Origin of the sequence: Zavarzinia sp. CC-PAN008, assembly GCF_051903925.1 — a bacterium.
In the GTDB taxonomy this organism is placed as follows: Bacteria; Pseudomonadota; Alphaproteobacteria; order Zavarziniales; family Zavarziniaceae.
In genome coordinates this window covers 2103770-2124828 of the sequence record NZ_CP173678.1, presented here as the reverse complement: position 1 = coordinate 2124828, position 21059 = coordinate 2103770, and the positions used below count along the sequence as shown (strand labels likewise).

Annotated in this window: 22 protein-coding genes; 8 read left to right on the top strand and 14 right to left on the bottom strand. The window is 69.0% G+C overall.

From position 1 onward, the window contains the following. The first annotated feature begins 27 nt into the window (after positions 1–27). The 3 genes from ACI6GS_RS09950 (at position 28) to ACI6GS_RS09940 (ending at position 2265) form a co-directional block, all read left to right on the top strand. Positions 28–984 carry a DnaJ C-terminal domain-containing protein gene (locus ACI6GS_RS09950; protein WP_439817638.1) on the top strand — a complete coding sequence of 319 codons (957 nt, stop codon included), beginning with the start codon at positions 28–30 and terminating at the stop codon, positions 982–984. Beyond that, positions 981–1319, top strand: coding sequence for a chaperone modulator CbpM (locus ACI6GS_RS09945; RefSeq protein ID WP_439817637.1), 339 nt, complete (start codon positions 981–983; stop codon positions 1317–1319). Before ACI6GS_RS09950 ends, ACI6GS_RS09945 begins: the two co-directional genes overlap by 4 nt. A gap of 199 nt (positions 1320–1518) precedes the next feature. Next, positions 1519–2265: a GGDEF domain-containing protein gene (locus ACI6GS_RS09940; protein ID WP_439817636.1), complete on the top strand. Its 747-nt coding sequence runs from the start codon at positions 1519–1521 to the stop codon at positions 2263–2265. A gap of 24 nt (positions 2266–2289) precedes the next feature. Here ACI6GS_RS09940 and xylB read toward each other — a convergent pair whose 3' ends face one another. Then, complete coding sequence (xylB, locus tag ACI6GS_RS09935; RefSeq protein WP_439817635.1) at positions 2290–3807, bottom strand: xylulokinase; 1518 nt, start codon at positions 3805–3807, stop codon at positions 2290–2292. Further along, the gene (locus ACI6GS_RS09930; protein ID WP_439817634.1) at positions 3804–4610 is read right to left on the bottom strand and encodes an SDR family NAD(P)-dependent oxidoreductase; all 807 of its coding nucleotides are present in this window, start codon (positions 4608–4610) and stop codon (positions 3804–3806) included. Before ACI6GS_RS09930 ends, xylB begins: the two co-directional genes overlap by 4 nt. Before the next feature lie 139 nt (positions 4611–4749). Here ACI6GS_RS09930 and ACI6GS_RS09925 point away from each other — a divergent pair, with 139 nt between their 5' ends. Next, positions 4750–6081, top strand: coding sequence for a glutamine synthetase family protein (locus tag ACI6GS_RS09925; protein WP_439817633.1), 1332 nt, complete (start codon positions 4750–4752; stop codon positions 6079–6081). Positions 6082–6116: 35 nt separating this feature from the next. Here ACI6GS_RS09925 and bdcA read toward each other — a convergent pair whose 3' ends face one another. The 6 genes from bdcA to ACI6GS_RS09895 all read right to left on the bottom strand — a co-directional run bounded on the left by bdcA (position 6117) and on the right by ACI6GS_RS09895 (position 12131). Continuing rightward, on the bottom strand, positions 6117–6830 hold the full coding sequence (bdcA, locus tag ACI6GS_RS09920; RefSeq protein ID WP_439817632.1) for an SDR family oxidoreductase: 714 nt from the start codon (positions 6828–6830) through the stop codon (positions 6117–6119). An 83-nt stretch (positions 6831–6913) separates the two neighbouring features. Further along, the gene (locus ACI6GS_RS09915) at positions 6914–7939 is read right to left on the bottom strand and encodes an isopenicillin N synthase family dioxygenase (protein ID WP_439817631.1); all 1026 of its coding nucleotides are present in this window, start codon (positions 7937–7939) and stop codon (positions 6914–6916) included. A 3-nt stretch (positions 7940–7942) separates the two neighbouring features. Further along, a complete protein-coding gene (locus ACI6GS_RS09910) occupies positions 7943–8755 on the bottom strand; it encodes an ABC transporter permease (protein ID WP_439817630.1) in 813 nt (270 codons plus the stop codon). Positions 8756–8765: 10 nt separating this feature from the next. Then, the gene (locus ACI6GS_RS09905; protein WP_439817629.1) at positions 8766–9650 is read right to left on the bottom strand and encodes an ABC transporter permease; all 885 of its coding nucleotides are present in this window, start codon (positions 9648–9650) and stop codon (positions 8766–8768) included. Positions 9651–9798: 148 nt separating this feature from the next. Next, a complete protein-coding gene (locus ACI6GS_RS09900) occupies positions 9799–10857 on the bottom strand; it encodes an ABC transporter ATP-binding protein (protein WP_439817628.1) in 1059 nt (352 codons plus the stop codon). Positions 10858–10985: 128 nt separating this feature from the next. Beyond that, positions 10986–12131, bottom strand: a complete 1146-nt coding sequence (locus ACI6GS_RS09895; protein ID WP_439817627.1) for an ABC transporter substrate-binding protein — start codon at positions 12129–12131, stop codon at positions 10986–10988. A gap of 317 nt (positions 12132–12448) precedes the next feature. Here ACI6GS_RS09895 and ACI6GS_RS09890 point away from each other — a divergent pair, with 317 nt between their 5' ends. Beyond that, positions 12449–13129 (top strand): hypothetical protein, encoded by a 681-nt coding sequence (locus tag ACI6GS_RS09890; RefSeq protein ID WP_439817626.1) that lies wholly within the window; start codon positions 12449–12451, stop codon positions 13127–13129. Continuing rightward, the gene (locus ACI6GS_RS09885; RefSeq protein ID WP_439817625.1) at positions 13126–13938 is read left to right on the top strand and encodes a DeoR/GlpR family DNA-binding transcription regulator; all 813 of its coding nucleotides are present in this window, start codon (positions 13126–13128) and stop codon (positions 13936–13938) included. The genes ACI6GS_RS09890 and ACI6GS_RS09885 overlap by 4 nt, the downstream gene beginning before the upstream one ends. A 7-nt stretch (positions 13939–13945) precedes the next feature. Here ACI6GS_RS09885 and ACI6GS_RS09880 read toward each other — a convergent pair whose 3' ends face one another. Both ACI6GS_RS09880 and ACI6GS_RS09875 read right to left on the bottom strand, forming a co-directional pair. Beyond that, entirely contained in the window at positions 13946–15019 is a 1074-nt protein-coding gene (locus ACI6GS_RS09880) for a hypothetical protein (RefSeq protein WP_439817624.1), read from the bottom strand. A 66-nt stretch (positions 15020–15085) separates the two neighbouring features. After that, the gene (locus ACI6GS_RS09875; RefSeq protein ID WP_439817623.1) at positions 15086–15412 is read right to left on the bottom strand and encodes a hypothetical protein; all 327 of its coding nucleotides are present in this window, start codon (positions 15410–15412) and stop codon (positions 15086–15088) included. Positions 15413–15568: 156 nt separating this feature from the next. On the opposite strand from ACI6GS_RS09875, the gene ACI6GS_RS09870 reads away from it, so the two are divergent. After that, the gene (locus ACI6GS_RS09870; RefSeq protein ID WP_439817622.1) at positions 15569–17200 is read left to right on the top strand and encodes an AMP-binding protein; all 1632 of its coding nucleotides are present in this window, start codon (positions 15569–15571) and stop codon (positions 17198–17200) included. Positions 17201–17405: 205 nt separating this feature from the next. On the opposite strand, the gene ACI6GS_RS09865 is transcribed toward ACI6GS_RS09870, so the two are convergent. After that, positions 17406–18182, bottom strand: coding sequence for a VOC family protein (locus ACI6GS_RS09865; protein WP_439817621.1), 777 nt, complete (start codon positions 18180–18182; stop codon positions 17406–17408). A 197-nt stretch (positions 18183–18379) separates the two neighbouring features. Between ACI6GS_RS09865 and grxD the strand changes: the two genes are divergently transcribed. After that, positions 18380–18718 carry a Grx4 family monothiol glutaredoxin gene (gene grxD / locus ACI6GS_RS09860; protein ID WP_439817620.1) on the top strand — a complete coding sequence of 113 codons (339 nt, stop codon included), beginning with the start codon at positions 18380–18382 and terminating at the stop codon, positions 18716–18718. 69 nt (positions 18719–18787) lie between these two features. On the opposite strand, the gene ACI6GS_RS09855 is transcribed toward grxD, so the two are convergent. From ACI6GS_RS09855 to rpsD, 3 genes are all read right to left on the bottom strand, one after another. Next, positions 18788–19435 carry a class I SAM-dependent methyltransferase gene (locus ACI6GS_RS09855; protein ID WP_439817619.1) on the bottom strand — a complete coding sequence of 216 codons (648 nt, stop codon included), beginning with the start codon at positions 19433–19435 and terminating at the stop codon, positions 18788–18790. A 132-nt stretch (positions 19436–19567) separates the two neighbouring features. Then, on the bottom strand, positions 19568–20230 hold the full coding sequence (locus tag ACI6GS_RS09850) for an exopolysaccharide biosynthesis protein (protein WP_439817618.1): 663 nt from the start codon (positions 20228–20230) through the stop codon (positions 19568–19570). 187 nt (positions 20231–20417) lie between these two features. Then, positions 20418–21035: a 30S ribosomal protein S4 gene (gene rpsD, locus ACI6GS_RS09845; protein ID WP_439817617.1), complete on the bottom strand. Its 618-nt coding sequence runs from the start codon at positions 21033–21035 to the stop codon at positions 20418–20420. Between the last annotated feature and the right edge of the window lie 24 nt (positions 21036–21059).

Genomic DNA, 21059 nt, shown 5'->3' with positions numbered 1-21059 from the left:
CTAGGGAAACTTCAACACGCGAGCACCATGGACGATCCCTACAAGGAACTGGGCGTCGATCGGTCTGCCGATGCGGACGCCATTCGCGCGGCCTACAGGAAGCTGGCGAAGAAATTCCATCCCGACCTGAACCCTGGCAACAAGCGGGCCGAGGAGCGGTTCAAGGCGGTGAATGCCGCCAACGACCTGCTGTCGGATCCTGAGAAGAAGGCGCGCTTCGACCGGGGCGAGATCGACGCCAGTGGCCAGGAAAAACCCCAGGCCCACTTCTACCGCGGCTTTGGCGAAGGGCCGGGCGGCGCCAAGTATCGCGCCCAGGGCATGGGCGCGGAGGACCTGGACGACCTGCTGTCCGGCCTGTTCGGTGGTCGGCGCGCCGGTGGGTTCCAGTCTGGTGGATTCCAGGCTGGCGGGCCCCAGGGCGGCCCCCGGATGGAGTTTCCCGGCCAGGACGTCCACCTGGCGGTGGAGATCAGCCTGGAGGATGCGGCGACCGGAGCCGAGCGCACGCTCCGCCTGCCGGAGGGCCGCACGCTGCGCGTGGCGATCCCCGCGGGCGCCCGCAATGGCCAGACCCTGCGCCTGCGCGGGCAGGGCGAGGCGGGCTTCAATGGCGGACCGCAGGGCGATGCCTATGTCGAACTGCGCCTGGCCCCGCATCCGGCCTTCCGCCTGGAGGGCGACGACGTGCACAGCGACCTGGCGATCAGCCTTGCCCAGGCGATCCTGGGGGCCAAGGTCCCGGTGCCGACCCTGCACGGCGCCGTCACCCTCAGCATCCCCGCCAATTCCAACACGGGCAAGACGCTGCGCCTGCGTGGCCGCGGCTGGCCGCGCGCCGGCGGCTCGGACAAGGGCGACCACTACGTGACGCTGAAGGTCATGCTGCCGGACCCGCCGGACGCAGACCTGAACGCGTTCGTCGCGCAATGGGCGGGCGGCCAGGCGGACACGCCGCGCACGCCACAGGACGCCGCGCCATGACCCTGGACGAGATCCTGGCCGAGGCCAGCCTGGACGAGGGCGAGGTGCGGGCCTGGGTCGCCGCGCGCTGGGTCCTGCCTGACGAGACGCCCCAGGGCCTGCACTTCGACGCGGTTGACCTGGCGCGGCTGCAGATGATCCGCAGCTTCACCCGCGACCTTGCCCTGGACGCGGAGGCGCTGCCCGTCGTGCTCTCGCTGATCGACCAGTTGCACGCCGCTCGCCAGCAATTGCGGGCGGTGGCCGACGCCCTGGCCGACCAGCCGGAGGCCCTGCGCCGCACGGTGCTGGAGCGTTGCCGCGCCGTCATCGTCACGCGTGGCACGACCGCCTGACCGCGCGCGCGACAGCCCGACGCCCCGCCGCTGCGGCAGGCATGCGACAGGATGGACCTGGAACGCGGCACAGCGGACGGCCGTTCGCTCTTTCAATGGAAAATTTACGCGAACTCGCGCAAAGTCAGCGGTGCATCGCATGGCCGCGACGGGCCAGCGCCGGGTGCATCCCCTGCCATGACTGGGACGGTCACGCCGCATGAAGATCAGCGAGCCCAGGCCGGGTGTCGTGACACCGAAGCCCCGGCTGGGCCAGGCCAAGGCAGGTGATGCGGCGACCAAGGGCGGCGTGATGGACGTGGCGCCGCCGCCGGTCGCGCTCAGCATCATGGGCATCCCCGAGGCCGAGCTGACGCCCAAGGTGCGCAGCGCCATCATGCACTTGATGGAGGAAGTGGACAGCATGCGGCGCGAGCTGAACATGGCGCAGCGCCGCCTGGTCCAGCTTGAGCGCCTGGCCGACCAGGATGCGCTGGCGCCAGTCGCCAATCGCCGCGCCTTCGTCCGCGAACTGTCGCGCCACCTGTCCTTTGCCGAGCGCTACAACCAGCCGGCCAGCCTGATCTATTTCGACGTCAACGGCTTCAAGGCGATCAACGACAAGTTCGGCCACAGCGCCGGCGATGCCGCGCTGATGCACGTGGCGCGTGTGCTGGCCGACAACATCCGCGAATCCGACGTCGTCGGCCGCCTGGGCGGGGACGAGTTCGGGGTGATCCTGGTCCAGTCCGACCTCAAGAGCTCGAACGAGAAGGCGGAGCGCCTGGCCAGCCTGGTGCGGACCGTGCCCTTTGTCTGGGAGGGGGAGACGCTGCCCCTCAACACCGCCTATGGCGTCTACCCGTTCAAGGGGGGCGAGGACGCGGGCGCCGCCCTGGCCCGCGCGGACGAGGCGATGTACGCGCACAAGAAGTCCATGCGCGAAGCCGGCCCGTCCCAGGACTGATCCTGTCCCAGGACTGATCCGGCCTCAGGTTCCGGCGCGCTCCACCGTCTGGGCGTGGATGGCGTGGGACACAGGCGTCAGCGCCCGCCGCGCCTGGTCGTACAGGGCATAGATCTCGCCATAGCGGGCATGGGCCGCAGCGTTGGGCTCGGTCGTCTCGCGCACCCGCATGCGGCTCTGCGCGTCGGCGGTCGAGGTGAAGACGCCGACGCCCATGCCGGCGACCAGCGCCGCCCCGAACGAGGCGTCGCCATTCTCTGGCCGGACCATGGGCAGGCCCGTGACATCGGCCAGGACCTGCCGCCAAGTGGCACTGCGCGAGCCGCCGCCGACCAGCCGCATGGCCCCGAACGTGGCCCCCGACAGCGCCTTGGCCGCACCCAGCACGTCGTTCAGCGCGAACGAGATCCCCTCGTAGCAGGCGCGGGCGAAGTGGCCGCGGTCATGGCGCAGGGTCAGGCCCAGGAAGTCGCCCTTCAGCTTCGGGTCCCAGTGCGGCGCCCGCTCGCCCATCAGGTAGGGGTGGAAGATCAGGCCGTCGGAGCCGGCCGGCGCCGCGGCGGCCAGACGGTCCATCGTGTCGAAGGCCGTTGCCTCCGACAGGTCGGAAAAGAACGTATCGCGGACCCAGCGGTGTGCGCTGGCACAGGCATTGATGCCGCTGGCCATGTACCACAGGCCGTCGATCACATGCGGATAGCACGAGATCGGCGGGTGCACCTCGGGCCGGGCGGTGGTCAGGAACACGACGCCGGCGGTGGCCAGCTTGATCGCCCCTTCCCCTGCCCGGTTGGCGCCGGCCCCGAACAGCTCGACGGTCGTATCGTTGGAGCCGATGACGACGGGCGTGCCGGCGGCCAGGCCCGTTGCCATGGCGGCTGCCTCGGTCACCCGCCCGGCAATGTCGGTAGGCTGGCCCACCGGGGGCAGGGTGGCGGGATCCCAGTCGACCAGGGCGGCCAGGTCCGCCGACCAGCCTCGCGTCGCGACGTCCGACATCAGCGCGCCCAGCGCATCCGAATAGTCGGTCGTCCAGTCCCCCGTCAGGCGCGCGCGCAGGTGGTCCTTGGCGATGTAGAGGCGCCGCGTCCGCCGGCGCACGTCGGGCTCGTGCGCATTGAGCCAAGCCAGCTGGCACAGGGTCCAGGTCGGGTTGGCGCGGTTGAGGGAGGTCGCGATGATCCTGTCGCCCGCGCGCTCGTGCAGGGCCGCCGCCTCCGCATGGCTGCGCTGGTCGTTCCACATGATGGCCGGGCGGATCACCTGCCCATGCTCGTCCTCCAGCACCGCGATGTGCGCCCCGCCTGACAAGCCGATGCCGACGATCGCCTCCGCGCCATGCTTGAACTGCTGCAGCACGTCGCGGATGGCCCGCTGCGCCGCCTGCCACCAGGTGTCCGGATCCTGCTCCGACCAGCCGGGATGGGGGCTGGCGGTCGGGATCGGGCGGGTGGCCTCCGCGATGGTGACGCCGCGGTCGTCGATGATCGTCGCCTTCAGCCCCGTGGCGCCCAGGTCGACGCCCAGCAGGTAGGCCGTCATGCCGGATCCTCCGCCGTGATGTAGGCCGAGGTGATGCCGCCATCGACGACCCAGCCGGCCCCGGTGACATAGCTAGCCGCATCCGACAGCAGGAAGCAGGCGACCTCCGCCACCTCGCGCGCCTTGCCGAAGCGGCCCAATGGCATGTGCTGGCGCCTCCGTTCCAGCTTCTGCGGCGTGTCGAACAGGCGTTCCGCCAGGTCGGTCGCGATGGGGCCGGGCAGGATCGCGTTGCAGCGGATGCCGCTACGCCCGTACTGCACCGCGATCTCCTTCGTCATCGACAGGACGCCGCCCTTGGCCGCGACATAGGCCAGGTTGGGTGCGGCAGAGCCCAGCAGCGCCACCATCGACGACATGTTGAGGATCGCCCCGCCGCCGCCGCGCAGCAGCGCCGGCACGCCGTGGCGGCAGCACAGGAAGACACCCGTGAGGTCGACCGCGATCGTCCGGTTCCAGGCCTCGAGCGAGGTGTCCTCCGGCCCGCGGTCACTTTCAAGCATGATGCCGGCATTGTTGAACAGGGTGTCGACCCCGCCCAGGGCCGCCTCCGCCGCGGCGATGCAGGTTGCGACCGAGGCATCGTCGGCGACGTCCAGGCCAAGCGGAACGGCGGTGCCGCCGGCGGCCGCGATCTCGGCCGCGACATCGGTCGCGCGGGCCAGGTCCAGGTCGGCGACGGCGACGGCCGCCCCTTCCGCCGCGAAGAGCAAGGCGGACTCCCGCCCGATCCCCTGGGCCGCCCCCGTGATCACTGCGCGCCTGCCCGCAAGGCGTCCGTGCGGACGCTGACCACTGGCCATCGGACCTTCCCCCGCCTGCCCGAAAAATAGGCGCAGCCCAAATGTTCGAGCCCGCCTAGACTTGGGCTCATCGTAGTTGCGGCATGTGGCAGGTGCAACATAGACTTTGGAACTTGCCACAAGGACAGAAGAGGGGCCGATGGCAGCTGACGGGATCGCGCAGATGATGCACGCGCTCAAGGATATGGGGGCGCGCTATGTCCGTTTCGAACTGCCGGACCTGCACGGCATCGCCCGCGTCAAGGTCATCCCGATCGCCAAGGTCGAGTCCTATGCCCGCAAGGGGCTGAACTTCTATGGCGGCATTGTCGGCCTCGACACCGCCTCGAACGTGATCGGGGAAAGCGGCCTACACGGCGACATTTCCTATGCCGACCAGCAGCTCGTCCCCGATCCCGGAACCGTCCGCGCGGTGCCCTGGCTGCCCAACACCGCCAAGGTGATCTGCGATGCGCGCTGGGCGCCGGACCAGCCGGTCCACGCCTCGCCCCGCTCGGTGCTGCGCCGCGTCCTGGACCGCGCCGCAGCCATGGGCTTCGACGCGATGTTCGGGCACGAGTTCGAATACTACATGCTGGACGTCGCGACGAAGCAGCCGCTGTTCGGGGGCGTGCACATCTTCAATGCCACGCGCAACCAGTACATGCCCTTCATGGATACGTTGCTGGACACGCTGCAGGACGCGGGCATCGACGTCATCACCCACAATGTCGAATACGCGCCTTCGCAGTTCGAGACCAATTTCGGCCCCGCCATCGGGCTGGAGGCGGCGGACAAGGCCTTCACCTTCAAGAACGCGATCAAGGAACTGGCGCACCGCGCCGGTTACCTCGCCACCTTCATGTCAAAGCCCGCGACCGACATGGCGGGCTCTGGCTGCCACGTCCATGTCAGCCTGCTGAACGCGCGTGACGGGTCGAACGCCTTTGCCGGCGCGGGGCCGAACGGGGCGCCGATGAACCCGCTGATCCGCAGCTTCACGGCCGGCCTGCTGGCGCACATGAAGGCGATCCAGCCCATCATTGGCCCCACGCCCAACTGCTATCACCGGCTGAAGCCGCACACTTTCGCCCCCTCCAACGTCTCCTGGGGGGTGGAGGACCGCACGGCGACGGCGCGGATCAAGGACGTGGGCCACGCCAATTGCCATGTGGAGATGCGCGCCGCCTCGGCCATGGCGAACCCCTACCTCTCCGCCGCCGCCGTGCTGGCCGCGGGCCTGCTGGGCGTGGAGCAGAAGCTGGAACTAAAGGACCAGGCCCCCGGCCCGTCGGAGGAAAACCTGGCCCTCGAGCCCCTGGCGCCGACGCTGGAGGATGCGCTTACGGCGTTCGAGGCCGACGCCCCCCTGCGCGCCATGCTGGGCGAGGACTTCGTGAAGGTTTTCACCGCCGTGAAGCGCGCCGAACTCGCCCGCTTCCGCGCGACCGTCACCGAGTGGGAGCGCAACGAGTACCTGGAGGTACACTGAGGGAACCGCGGCGACGGCGGCCGCCCCCTTGTGCCTCACGCGCCGAAGCCGCCGTCGATCGTGTGCATGGCGCCGGTGATGTAGCCCGCTTCCGGCCCCGCCAGATAGGCGACCATGCCGGCGATCTCTTCGGGCCGGCCATGGCGCTTGATCGCCATGAAGCTGTGCATCACGTCCTTCATCGGCCCGTCGGCCGGGTTCATGTCGGTATCGACCGGCCCCGGCTGCACGATGTTGACCGTGATCTCCTGCGGGCCGAAGTCGCGCGCCAGGCCCCGCGCCATGCCCTGCAGAGCCGACTTGCTCAGCGCATAGGCGGCGCCGCCCGCGAACGGCATGCGGTCGCCATTGACCGATCCGATCACGATGATCCGGCCGCCATTCGGCATCTGCTTCGCCGCCTCGACCGCCGCGTGATAGGGCTGGCGGACATTGACATCAATCAGGCGATCGACGTCGTCGGGTGCGATCTCGCGCGCATCGCCCAGCACCGCAACGCCGGCATTGACCACCAGGATGTCCAGCGGACCGCTGTCGCGCACGCGCGCGATCACGGCATCGCGGTCGGCGCTGTCGGTCTGGGCTGCCGTGCTGCCCGTCTCCCTGGCCAGCGCCTCAGCCGCGGCGGCCGATCCGGCATAGGTGAAGGCGACCGTCGCGCCATCCGCGGCGAGGCGCCTGACGATGGCGGCCCCGATGCCCCGGCTGCCGCCCAGCACGAGCGCCCGCTTTCCTGCAAGTCCCGACACGTTCTGGCCCCCCATTCGAGAAGGCGCCACCCTACGCCAATGGAGTCAACGGAGCATCCCGGCCATCCTGCCAGGAGCAACGCTCAGGCCTTGTCGCGGTGGTATTCGAAGGTTGCGTTGATCATGTCGAGAAGGTGTTGCCCGCCGGTCGTCGGGGGAAAGCGGGGCGTCTCCCCCGGGGCCAGGCAGGTCGGCAGGACGGTGACGTCCGCATCGAAATTGGGATCGAAGAAGAACGGCATCGAATAGCGCTCGGCGCCCGAGACGTTGATGACCCGGTGCAGGGTCGAGGCATAGAGCCCGTTGGTCCAGCGCGCCAACATGTCCCCGATGTTCACCACGAACGTGTCGGGGATCGGGGCGGCATCGATCCACTGCCCTTGCGCGTTGCGGACCTGCAGGCCGCCACGCGCGTCCTGGGCCAGGATGGTGAGGCAGCCGAAGTCGGTATGGGCCCCGGCGCCCAGCTGGCTTTCGGTGATGCGCCCGGCCTGCGGCGGATAGTGCAGCGGACCCAGCGTCGTCATCGGCTCGGTCAGCATGGGGTCGAAGAAGCATTCCTCCAGGTCCAGGCCAAGCGCGACGGCACGCATCAGCTGCCGGCCCAGGTTGGTCATCTGGTCGTAATAGGACTGCATGGCGCCGCGCCAGCCGGGCAGGTCGTCGGGCCACTGGTTGGGCCCGTGCAGCGGCGTGCCGGCCGCCACCAGGGGATGGTTGGCGCCCAGGTCGCGACCGATCTTGACCCCTTCCTTCAGGTCGCCGGCCGCCTTCTGCTTGGCGGGGTCCAGGTTCTCGCCCCCCACCGCGAACCAGCCGCGATGACAGGGCGACTTCTCGATCGCGATGCCGGCCTTGACCTCCGCCGGCAGGGCGAAGAAGCGCCGCGCCTCGGCAAAGGTGCGGCCGGTGAGCGCCGCGGGCACGCCGTGATTGGCGATGTAGAAAAAGCCGATCTCGCGGGCGGCGCGGCCGATCACCTTGGCCACCGCCACCCGCTCGTCATACCCGCCCAGCAGGAACGGGCCCAGGTCGATCAGCGGGATCTGCTCGGCGCCGACCCGCGCCGCGACCAGCGCCGGATCCAGTTCAAGTGTCTGGGCAGGCATCACTTACCCTCCGCGCAGGCGCCGCGCCGTCCGCACCACCAGGTAGCCCAGCGCCATCAGCGTCGCCGCCCCCAGGGTGGAGATCACACCCAGCGTCGGCACGCTGGGCGTATAGCCGGCCACCATCTTGGCATAGAGATATTTGGGCAGCGTGCTGTCGGCGCCAGTGGTGAACAGCGACAGCGGAAAATTGCCCCAGGACAGCAGGAAGGCGAACAGCGCGCCGGAGAAGATGCCCGGCCACAGCACCGGCAGCGTCACCTCCCGCAGGACCTGCCAGCGGCTGGCGCCCAGGTCGAAGGCCGCCTCCTCCAGTGCGGGGTCGAAGGAATAGACCTGGATGGCGATGACCAGGGTCACGACCGGCACGATCCATACCAGATGGGCGAATACCGCCGTCTGCCACGACAGGGTCAGGCCCAGCGCGTTGAACCACAGGAGCAGGGACAGGCCCAACACCGACTGGGGAAAGAAGATCGGCAGCAGGACCAGCTTCTGGTACAGCTTGCGCCCGCGCCAGTTGTAGCGGGCAAAGGCCAGCGCCCCCATGAAGGCCAGCACGACCGATATCGCCGTCACGATCAGCGCGATGGTGAGGGAGGTGCGGATCAGCTGCTCAACCTCGAACGAGCCGAGCGCCGCCTCCCACCACTTGGTCGACCAGGCCTTGACCGGGAAGGCGAAGTAGCGCGACTGCGAGAGGGAGGCGAGCAGCCCGCAGAACGCCGGCAGGTAGATGAACAGGACGACGGCACTGGTCCACAGCGTGACCAGCCCCCGGCTGCGCCGCGTCGCCGTCGCCGTGCCCCCGCTCACGACGTTTCCCTCACGACCGGGCCCTGCCCAGGATGCGGTCGAGGTCGAGATAGCGCAGCACGGCCACGACGAGGCTGCCCACGACCAGCATCAGGAGCACGGACAGTGCTGCCCCCATGGGCCAGTTCTGGGCATAGGTGAAGGCGATCTCGATATCGTGGGTGATGACGATGATGGACTGACCGCCCAGCACCTTGGCCTCGGCCACGGCGCCCACGGCCAGGACGAAGGTCAGCAGCGCCCCGATCATCAGGCCTGGCATGGCCAGCGGCAGTTCCACCTCGCGAAAGACCTGGAAGCGGCTGGCCCCCAGGTCGAAGGCCGCATCCTTCAGGTCCTTGGGCACCATCGACAGGCCCAGGGTCATGGGGAAGAGCATGAAGGGCAGGTAGACATAGACCATGCCGAACACGATCGCGACGGGCGTGAACAGCGGCGCCTCCACCCCCACCCCGAACAGGCTGCGGAACGTGCCGTCCAGCACGCCGCCCTTGATGAAGAACAGCACCCAGCCATAGAGGCGCACGTTCTCCGAGATGAACAGCGGCATCACGAAGGCAAGCGTCACCAGGTTGGCGAAGCGTCCGAACAGGAACGACAGGCCATAGGCAATGGGCCAGCACACCACGACCAGGATGACCACCGTCTGCGCCGCCAGCAGCAGCGACCAGACGAACGAGGTATAGACGGTGTTGGCCGGGTTGAAGATCGCGCGGTAGTTGGCAAGCGTCGGCCCCTGCGCCTCCGGCCCCAGCAGCGCAAACGTCCGCGGCTCGACGAAGCTGTAGCCGACGACCGCCAACAGCGGCGCGGCGAAGCCGACCAGCAACAGGAGCACGACCGGCAGGCTGAACCGCAAGCCCAGCGGCACCGCCTTGAGCAGCGGCCGGGTCATTCCTTCCCCTTCTCGGGCAAATCCATCCTCATTCTGAGGAGGCCGCAGGCCGTCTCGAAGGATGGGCCACCCGCGCGCCGGCTGCCCATCCTTCGAGGCTCGCTGCGCTCGCACCTCAGGATGAGGTTGGCCAAGGGCAGGACTGGAATCATCCCGGCACCAGCACGCTGTCGCGCGCGTCCCAGCCGATCGTGACCTCGGAGTCGAGGGCGGGGCCGTCGTCCTGCTGGCGCAGGCGCTCGACGATGAAGACATGGGTCCCCACCCGCACCTGGTACTGCGTGCGCGAGCCCAGCGCATATTCGTTGTAGAGGCGTCCCGTCACCGCATTGTCCGCCTCCGCCGCCGATCGCAGGAAGCGCATCGCCTCGGGCCGGATCACCAGGTGGCCGCCGGCGAAGCCGTCCGGCGCCGCCGGGCCCCGGAACGTCCCGGGGACATTGACGCCCTCAAGGCCCCCCGGCCCGGCGCGGACGTCGATCAGGTTCACCTCGCCCATGAACTCGGCCACGAAGCGATCGCGCGGCCGGTTGTAGATCTCGGCCGGCGTGCCGACCTGGACCAGTCGGCCGGCGCGCATGACGCCGATCCTGTCGGACATCACCATCGCCTCCTCCAGGCTGTGGGTGATGTAGATGAAGGTCTTCCCCGACTCGCGGTGAATGTCCTTCAGCTCCTTCTCCAGCGTCTTGCGCAACTTATAGTCGATGGCCGACAGCGGCTCGTCAAAGAACAGGATCTTGGGGTCATAGGCAAAGGCCCGGGCCAGGGCGACGCGCTGGCGCTCGCCGCCCGAGCACTGCGTGACCGGCTTGGCGTAGTAGCCCTCGGGCAGCCGCAGGAGGCGCATCAGCTCCAGCGCGCGGGCGCGCCTGGTTTCGGCGGCAACACCCCGGATCTTCAGTGGGAACTCGATGTTCTGGCCCACCGTCCGGTGCGGGAACAGTGCCAGGGACTGGAACACCATGCAGGTGGGCCGGCGATTGGCCGGCAGGTCGGTGATGTCCTGCCCGGCGAGCACGATCGTCCCACTGGTCGGGCCTTCCATGCCGGCCAGCATGCGCAGCAGCGTCGTCTTGCCAGAGCCCGAAGGCCCCACGATCGTGAAGAACTCGCCCTCGCCGACATCAAGGTTGATGCCGGCAACGGCGTTCAGCGGCCCGAAACTCTTGGTCAGGCCGACCAGTTGCAGGAACGGCGCCGTCATGCACACCGGATCATGAAATCACCCTGGTTACACAGCCTGATCTGTGGAGCCGACGCGCGCCCCTGTCCTCTCCCCCCGGCCCCGCGAAAGTGAGGGGGCTCGGTAGGGGCGGGCCACAATGCCCGGGCTCAGCCGCCGCCGGCCTCGCGCTTGGCAGCGGTCATGATCTCCAGCAGCTTGGGATAGTCGGGCACGATGTCGTACTCGATCGAGCGCGCCATCTCCTCCTCCAGGCTGTCCCACTGGATCGCATCCAGTTCCTCCTTGGTGAACAGCTTGAAGCAGTCGGGATTGCCCATCTGCGTCACCGGATTGAACGTGCCCTCGGCAAAGGCGACGGTATGCGCCACCGCCGGGTCCTGCACGTATTCCAGGAACGGCGCCGCCAGCGGCGACAATTGCGGATTGTTGACGATGGAGGTCACCTCGATCCAGGCAATGCCGCCCTTGCCGTCGACCGGCCCCCGCAGGGGCGTGATGCCGCGGATTTCCGGGTGCCCGTCGGCCCGCGCGGGCGACGCGGAATAGGTGCCGCCCGTCATGTGGAAGTCGATCTCGCCCGAGATCAGGGCCTGGTTCATGGTGGCGATGTCGCCCACCAGCTTGGCCCCCTTGAACACCTTCTTGGCCGTCGCCTCGAACGCCGCGACCTGCTCGGGCGTGTGCTCGACGAAGGGATTGAAGCCGGCAATCAGGCAGATGTTGAAGACGTTCCAGTCCTCCGAATCCAGGATGCCGTACTTGCCGGCATTGGCCGCATCGTTGAACAGGTCCCAGCCCTGGTCCTCGGCCGTCGCGCGGCTGATCTTGTCCGTGTTGACGACGTAGCTATAGGGACCGAAGCGCTGGCAGATGCCCAGCAGTTCCTTGCCATCGTCGCTCATCGCCCACTTGTAGGGCGGCTTGAACGACGGCAGCATCTTCTCGAAATGCGGCTCGAACGTCGCCCGGTCCAGCGGCTTGATCAACCCTTCCGGGTACATGACCTTGCGCGCCCAGGGATTGTTGACGTTGATCAGGTCCCAGACGTTCGTCTCGCCCGCGCGCAGGCGGTTGATCATCGTGGGATCGTTGGTCAGGGACTCGGCCTTGACCGTGGCGCCATGCTTCTCGCGCCAGGGGTCCAGCACCTGGGCCGAGTTGTAGCCCTCCCAGCACAGGATGTTCATTTCCTTCTCGCGCGCGGCATGGGCCCGGCGCGCCAGGGGTCCGGCCAGCGCCACGCCCGACAGCGCTGCGGCCCCCTGCATGAAGCTTCGACGGCTGATCCTCATCGCGAAGTCTCCCCTCGTTCGTGGTCAGGAAGCCGGCCCTCCGCCGACCTCGACGCGTATCCAGGGTGACCGCGAGAACCGCCCCCGCGCTCCCCATGTGCTCAACGCCCTCCACAACTCAGACGCAACCGCTCAACGACCAGACTGCCCCACTCCTGCCTGTTCACCCCGTCCTGCCGCACCGCGGCGCCCCGCAATCCTGCGCCGCCCGTCTTCGGCAGCGCAATGCCAAAAGTACCACACGAAATTTGGCACTTCCAAAGCGCTTTTGTTGTAATCCTGGCATAAAGGCCGCGACCCGTTGGGGGATGGGATCCATGACGCGATCCAGGATCGAGTTCATCTTCATGCTCACCCGGTCCGATCGCACGGTCGAGGACTGCCTGGCGGTGATCGACGGCATCGCCGACGCGGGCCTGCGCCATGTCGGCTTCAAGGACGTGGGCGCGCCCAAGGCGACGCTGGTCGAGCTCAACCGCCGGATCAAGGCAACGGGCGCCAGGAGCTATCTGGAGGTCGTCTCGACCAGCCCGGCGGACAGCCTGGCCTCGGCCCGCGCCGCTCTGGAGATCGGCGTCGACTGCGTCATGGGCGGCACCCAGGTGGCGGAGGTGCTGGCCATCCTTAAGGGTACGGCCATCGCCTACCTGCCCTTCCCGGGCCGGCCGCTCGGCCACCCCACCAAGCTGGGCGGCAGCCCGGACGACATCGCCGCCGACTGTCGCCGGTACGAGGCGATGGGCGCCGGGGGCGTCGATCTGCTGGCCTACCGCGCGACGGAGGCTGATCCCATGGACCTGGTCCGCGCCGCGCGCGCCGCGACCCGCGGCACGCTGGTGGTCGCCGGCAACATCGATTCGCCCGAGCGGATCCGCCTCCTGGCCGATGCGGGGGTCGACGCCTTCACCGTCGGTTCTGCCGCGTTCGACGGCGGCTTCAGCCCCTCCAAGGGGGCCTTGCGCTCGCAATTGGCCGACATCCTGGCGGCCTGCGCGTGACGAGCGTGATCGCCCTGGCCCCGGATGGCGGGGGACGCGGCACCCGTCTGGAGCGCGCGGAACGCCACCGCCGCATCATCGCGGAGCTGCGCTCGAACCCCACGGTGCGCATATCGGCCCTGGCCGACGTCTTCCGCGTCTCGACCGAGACGGTGCGCCGCGACATCGACCACCTCTCCGACCGCGGCCTGGTCGCGCGCACCTATGGCGGCGCCACCACCTCCATGGGGCGGGAGCCCGCCGTGCGCGAACGCAACGCGGCGATGGTGGCGGAGCGGGAGCGGATCGCCGCCGCCGCCGCCGCCCTGGTCGCGCCGGGCGACGTCCTGATGATCGATTCGGGCGCCACCACGCTGCACCTGGCGCGCCGCCTGGCCGCCCTGGCGGTCGAAGTCACGGTGATCACCAACGGCCTGGACATCGCCCTGGCGCTGGGCGGCTCGGCCCAGGCGCGGGTGATCCTTTGCCCCGGCACGTTCGCCCCGCAGGAAGCGGGGGTCTATGGCCAGGACACCTGCGCCTTCCTCAACCGCTTCCACGCGACGCTGGCCTTCACCAGCGCGGGCGGCCTGACGGAGGATGGCCCGACCGACGTCGACAGCCAGGCCTGCTGGGTCAAGCGCACCATGTTCGAACGGTCGAAGCGCGGCGTGTTCATGATGGACCATGCCAAGTTCAACGTGCCCCTGCTGGAGCGGGTGATGCCGCTGGCCGGCATTGCCGACCTGGTCACCGACACCAGCCTGCCGCCGGGCCTCGCCCGCGCGGTCCAGGACGCGGGCCTCGCCCTGCGCATCGCCGACGCGTGAGGGCCGCCTAGGCGGGCTGCGTCGCCTTCTGGAGCCACGCCCCGATGCCCCGCACCGAGGCGGCGCCGTCGGCGGCCAGGCGGGCCGTCAGGTCGGCGACCAGGACCGGCGGCAGGGTGGAAAACCGGCGCACCAGGGCGATACCGGCGACCTTGCGCACCGTCGCCGCTCGGTCGGCCAGGCCGATGGCCAGCAGATCGGGCAAGTCCAGCGGCGCGCTGACGGCGCGCCTGCCGATCGTCGGCACCCAGCGACCGCGCCCCATCGTGCGGTCGATCCAATGGATCTCCCGCCCCGTGACCCAGGTGGCACTGCCCGCCAGCAGCGTCTCCAGCGCCACGGCGCGCACCTGCGCCTGGGCCCCCTGCTGCGCCAGCGCAAGCAGCGCACCATCCATGCCCGGCTCCTGCAACAGGAAGCGCAAGGTCGCCGCCATCGGCCCCGTGGCCTGACGGGTCAGCAGGCCGAACAGCTCGCCCGCCACGTCGGGCCGGCGGAACATCGCCGCCAGTCCCGCGCGACGCACCGGCGTCCAGCGCTGCCACTGGTCCAGGCGGGGGATCAGGCCGACCGCGGCACCGGCCAGGACCGCGGGTGCCGTGCCCGGCAACGTCCGCGCCAGGGCCCGCTCGGCCGCGTCCGCCACCTGCGGCACCCAGTCGTTGAGGCGCAGGGCGATGGCCGCCACGGCAAAGGGCGTGGGCAGGCCTCCCCCCAGCCGGCCCAGCGCCGCTTCGCGCACGAAGCCGCTGCGGTGGAACAGCATCAGGTATTCCAGCCCGCCGCCCGCCGCCATCAGGTCGATGTCGCTGGGCCGAGGCCAGAAGCGGTCGACCAGGGTGGGCGGCCCGGCAGGATGGCCGTACAGGGCCGCCAGTCGAGGAACCGCGGTGTCGGCAGGGCCGATCATCGCCGCCGGCACGGCCAGCAGCCCACGCACGCTGCGCGCGATGAGGGATCGCGTCCCCTCGTCCGAAAGGGCGAAGCGGGGGGCCTGGCGCTGCTGCCGCGCCTTGGCCAGGACCCGGCCCAGGGCGGTCAGCGCCTGGACCAGGTCGTCAGGCAGGGCGGTGCGCGTCATGGCCGAAGCCTATAGCACCGCCCGTGCCAGGGCGCCCCGGTTGCGACCGGAGCGCGGGCGATTGCGTTACTCGTGGACGGTATAGGTGCCCAGTTCGCACAGGTTGACGTTGCGGCTTTCGGCCGTGTCGCCATCGTCGAACACGGTCTTGATGTCGTACTCGCACACGGAGCGGCCATCCGCGATCGTCGCGGTGCCGGTCTCGCCCGGCGCCAGGGCGCTGGACACCAGGTTGTCTTCCCAGGAATCGACGCCGACGGGCGAGATGTAGATCTCGGTCACGGCGGCGCCAGTCGCATTCACGAAGCTGAACTGCAGGTCCTCGGCCAGGGCCGGAGCCGACACCAGGCCCAGCGCCAGGACAAGGCCCGCGGCGCGCGTGGACAGACGCATGTGTTTCCCCCTTGAACCGGCCTGATGCCGGGCGCCACAGCTTCGCCCCACAGTTATGAACTTTCGGTATCGCAGCGTGTCGCCTGATAGCCTCCAAGGCGGCATACTGGCCCGGAAACGGAACACCGTTCAGGCACAAGAACCGGAGGAACCCCCATGGCCCAGGACGCCCGAGATCGGGTCAGGCTGCCGTCTGCGGACGCTTGCGTCGCCCGCAACCTGATCGACCGCCACGCCGCCCAGCAGCCGGACAAGCTGTTCGCCGTGTTCGAGGATGGCACCCGCTGGACCTATCGCGACTTGGCGGTGCAGGTGCGCACCTATGCCGCCGGGCTGCAGGCCCTGGGCGTGAACCAGGAGGATTTCGTCCTCTCCTGGCTGCCCAACGGGCCGCACGCGGTCGCCGTGATGTACGCGTTGAACTACCTGGGTGCGGTCTATGTGCCGATCAACACCAGCTATCGCGGCACGATCCTGGCCCATGTCGTCGCCAATTCGGGCGCCCGCCTGATCGTGGCCGACGACCGCCTAGCCGGTCGCCTGGCCGAGGTGGACAAGGCACTCCTCAAGACGGTCGTCCTGGTCGGCCTTGGCCCGGTCGACCTGCCGGGGCTTGAGGTCCTGCCAGAGGCGCGCCTGTCGGCAGATCCGGACAGCCTCAAGGATCTGCCGCGCCCCGTGGCGCCGTGGGATACGCAGACCGTCGTCTACACCTCCGGCACGACGGGCCCGTCCAAGGGCGTGCTGTCGTCGTATATCCAGAGCCACGAGACGATGATGGCGCTGGGCCACGTCATGGGGCCGGACGATGTGAACCTGGCCAGCCTGCCCATGTTCCATGTCGGCGGGACGGGCGCCGTCAACGGCGCCCTGATCCGCGGCAGCACGATCGTCCTCGCCGAATCGTTCCGGACGGATGCGTTCTGGGACATCGTGCGCAAGCACGGCGTCACCTCCACCGTCCTGCTCGGCGCCATGACGCCCTTCCTGCTGAAGCGGCCGCCCAGCCCCGACGACCGCGACCACAGCCTGCGCATGGCGACCATGGTCCCGCTGAGCGAGGATGGCGTCGCGTTCAAGGAGCGCTTCGGCACCGACATCTTCACCGTCTTCAACATGACGGAAGTGTCGTGCCCCCTCATCAGCGAGGCGAACCCAAGCGAGCGCGGCGTGGCCGGCCGGCCCCGTGCCGGGGTCGAGGTGCGCGTGGTGGACGAGAACGACTGCGAAGTCGGACCTGGCGAACTGGGCGAACTGATCGTGCGCACCGACATGCCCTGGGCCATGAACCACGGCTATCACCGCAATCCGGAGGCAACGGCGCGGGCCTGGCGCAATGGCTGGTTCCACACGGGCGATGCCTTCCGCACCGATGCCGCGGGCAATTTCTACTTCGTCGACCGGATGAAGGACGCGATCCGGCGGCGGGGCGAGAACATCTCCAGCTTCGAGGTGGAGGCCGAGATCCAGGCCCACCCCGACGTGCGCGAGGCGGCCGTGGTGGCGACCGCCAGCGAGTTCGGCGAGGACGAAGTGCTGGCCATCGTCTCGCCCGTGCCGGGCAAGGTGATCGACCCGGCGACGCTGACTGCCTTCCTCCAGCCGCGCCTGCCGCACTTCATGGTGCCGCGCTATATCCGCTTCCTGTCCGACCTGCCCAAGACGCCGACGCAAAAGGTGCAGAAGCACCTGCTGCGCAGCGAGGGCGTGACGGCCGACACCTGGGACCGCGAGAAGCACGGCATCCGCCTCAAGCGCGAACGCCTCGACACCCGCAAGATCGCCTGAGACCCCTGGCGCGTAACTGGCGATGCACCTGATGCTTCGAGACGGGCCTGCGGCCCTCCTCAGCATGACGCTGTTGGTATCATTGGAAGAAATCCAACAGGCGTCATCCTGAGGAGCTCCCCTTCGAGACGCCGCCTGCGGCGGCTCCTCAGGGCAAGCTGGGCGTCTCGAAGGATGTTGATGCGACGGCTGACGCGCTCCGACCTCAGCCCTGGCTCAGGGTGAAGTCGGTGCCGCAGATCGTGATGGTGCCGTCCTTGACGGGCACGCCCGCTGCCTTGGCGCGGGCCAGGACGGCGTCGCGGTCCTTGACCCTGACGTCCAGGCCGATCACCCCGGTGCCGTCGGCATCGCCCGCCCGCGGGGATACGAAGCGGATCGCGGCCCCCGTCAGCTGGACCGTCGGCACGCCGTCCACCGTCTCCAACGGCTGCTCCAGCAACTCAGCCCAGCGCGCCGCCATCTCGGCCGGCTTGGGATGCTGGATCGTGACGCTGCGGAAACCCAGCACGTTGGGATCGCTGCGATGGTTGCGCCACTCCTTGCCACAGGGCGGCCAGTCGCCGTCCGGGTCCAGCCAGTTGGCGGCATTGGGCACCGAATCGACCGAGGCCAGGACCCCGCCAAAGTCGCCCGGATGGAAGTGGGTGAAGGCATAGGCCTTGCTGTCATGCTTCCAGATGATGCGCACGCCCTGGCCCGCGATCCGCTCGCGATGCGGCAGCGCGTCCTCGGCCTGCAGGATCACCATGTAACCGGCATCGCCGCCGCGCCGCTTCAGGTAGCGTCCCGCCGAGGCGTCGTCCTTGACCGGCTCGACCACCTCCAGGAAATCGCCGCCCACCGGCATCACCGCGTTGACCAGGCCGAACACGCCCACGTCCGGGTCGCGGTACCCGACATTGAGGCCCAGCACCTTGTGGAACGTGTCGACCACGGGCTCCAGCTTGCCCGCCACCAGGGCCACCTGCCGCAAGCGCATCGCGTTTCTCCCTTTGTCTTATGGGTTTTTCTGTCCTGTGACATTAGGCCAAGAAAGGCGGCGTGGGCGGGAATTGTCCAGCCCCCGCCTTGCGGCCAGCGGGCGCCGCGCCTAATTTGATGATCGACATCATGCGGCCACATCCCGCCCAAGGGGTGGCGCAAGCGGCGGCCAGCGCCCCAAACAGGACATCGTCGATGAGTGACAACCCCGTCTTCGAGCGCATCCGGCAGGACATCGGGACGAACCCGGTCGTGCTCTACATGAAGGGTACGCCGATCTTTCCGCAGTGCGGCTTCTCGGCCGCCGTGGTCCAAGTGCTGAGCGCGCTGAAGGTCAAGTTCAAGGGCTTTGACGTGCTCGTCGACCCCGCCCTGCGCGATGGCATCAAGCAGTTCAGCGACTGGCCCACCATTCCCCAGCTCTACATCAATGGCGAGTTCATCGGCGGCGCCGACATCGTGCGCGAGATGTACCAGACCGGCGAGCTCAAGAGCCTGCTGGCGGAGCGTGGCCTGCTGCCCGCCGCGGCCTGACGACACCTCCCCACACGCGAAGGGCCGGCTCCGCGAGGGGCCGGCCCTTTTCGTTTGTGCCGCGGCGCCTCAGGCCTTGCGATAGGCCCAGATCGAGGCAAACGGCACGTTCTGCAGGACGTAGTCGAGCCGCTCCGCCTTCAGCCCCAGTTCGCGGGCCTTGAGCGGCGACGTCACGAAGTAGGAATACTGGAGGAAGTAGCGCCCCTCCGGCATCACGCTGAACATCGCGTCGACCAGGCGCCGCTGCACGTCCAGCGGCACCATGGCCAGCGGGATGCCGCACACGATCGTGCCGACGCGGCCCACCGCGCCAGGGGGCAGCAGCTGCCCCAGGTCCATGGCGTCGCCCGTGATGACCTTCAGGCCGGGAAAGGACCGACGCACATGCTGGGCCAGTTCGTCGCCGATCTCGATCACCGCGGTGCGATCCAGCGATGCGCCCCCGTCCAGCAGGGCCTGCGTCACGGCGCCCGTCCCCGGCCCCAGTTCGACCAGCCATTCGCCCGGCTCGACCCGCACATGGCTGGCGATCCGCTCGCACAGCACGCGCGAGGCGGGAAAGATCGAGGCCATCTGCTTGGGATGGGCCAGCATCTGCTTCAGGTAGAGCCACCGCGCGGCAAGCGTGCTGCCGGCCGACGGGGCGCGGGCACTTCCACGGGGGGCAAGGGACGAATCGACTCGAGTCTCGACGTTGGCAGGCAGGGTCTTCACGAGAAGATCACTCCTTGTCGGGGCGGGTGGGTCGGGGAACGCAGGGACATGCAACGGGCGCGTGCTGCGCAGATTGCGCGCCCGTACAGCTCAGGATGACACGGGCCTGTGACGTCTTCGATTCCGCACCCGTCACGATTCCAGTGTCCTCAGCAAATGATCGCCCATGTCGATGGTTCCCAACAGGAGCAGGGCGCCGGCGGCGATCCCGGCCAGACCCAGGGCAACGCCGGCCAGGACCAGCACGCCGTCCTCCCCCACCAGTCCCAGGGCCATCAGCGCCAGGGCGAAAGCCGGCAGCCAGCCGATCAGCGGAACGGGCAGTCCCACCAGGCTGGCGCTCAGGAAGCAGATGACGCCCAGGCCCCGCCGCGCGGACTGCGTCGTCAGGGTTGTCCAGCGGACCCGGACCAGCGCCTCCACCCGGTGCAGGCGGGGCAGCACGGCGTCGATCATGGCGACCGCGCGCGGCCGCGCCAGGCCCAGGCGCCGCACGCGCCCCGGCAACCAGGGCTGGCCCCGCCCCAGGATCATCTGCGCCGACACCAGCAGCAGCGGCCCCTCCATCAGCATGGACAGGACCGGCGGCACCGGCAGCAGGCAGGGCAGCGTCAGCAGCAGCAGCACGCCGCCAAAGGCGCGCTCCTGGACCAGGTCCAGCGCCTGGGCCAGCGTCACGCGCGGGCTGGACGCGGCCTGGCACAGTTCGGCGCGCAGGCCGGCCAGCAGCGCGGACAGGCGCGGTGCGGGCACCCGCGCCGCGACACCCGGCAGGGGAAGATCGTGAATCGCCACCGGGAGCGCGCAGGGCCATGACCGGGATATCGTGCGGCCGAGGATTCCAGCAAGGTGCGCCTGCGGCAAGGCGCCATCCGGTCGCGCCCCACCGCCAGCCGTTCCAACAGAACCCGCCGTTCCAACAAAAAAGGCGGGCCCGAGGGCCCGCCTTGATCCTGTCGCGCCCCGAGGGGCGTGGTACCGGTCAGCGCGAGTAGAACTCGACGACCAAGTTCGGCTCCATCTTGACCGGGTACGGCACGTCGCCCAGGCCCGGCGTGCGGACAAAGGTGCCCACCATCTTGCCATGGTCCACGTGCAGGTAGTCGGGGACGTCCCGCTCGCGCGACTGGCTGGCTTCCAGCACGACGGCAAGCTGCTTGGACGCGGTCTTGATCTCGATCGTGTCGCCGTCGCGCACCAGGTAGCTGGGAATGTTCACCCGCTTGCCATTCACCAGGATATGGCCATGGTTCACGAACTGGCGCGAGGCGAACGGCGTCGCCGCGAACTTCAGGCGGTAGACGACGGCGTCCAGGCGGCGCTCCAGCAGGCCGATCAGGTTCTCGCCCGTGTCGCCACGGCGGCGTACCGCCTCCTCGTACAGGTTGCGGAACTGCTTCTCGGTGATGTTGCCGTAATAGCCCTTCAGCTTCTGCTTGGCACGCATCTGGATGCCAAAGTCAGTCACCTTGCCCTTGCGGCGCTGACCGTGCTGGCCGGGGCCATACTCGCGCTTGTTGATCGGGCTCTTGGGCCGACCCCAGAGGTTCTCGCCAAGGCGGCGATTGATCTTGTACTTCGCTTCCGCGCGCTTGGTCATTCGAAACCCGCCAGACCACCAGAA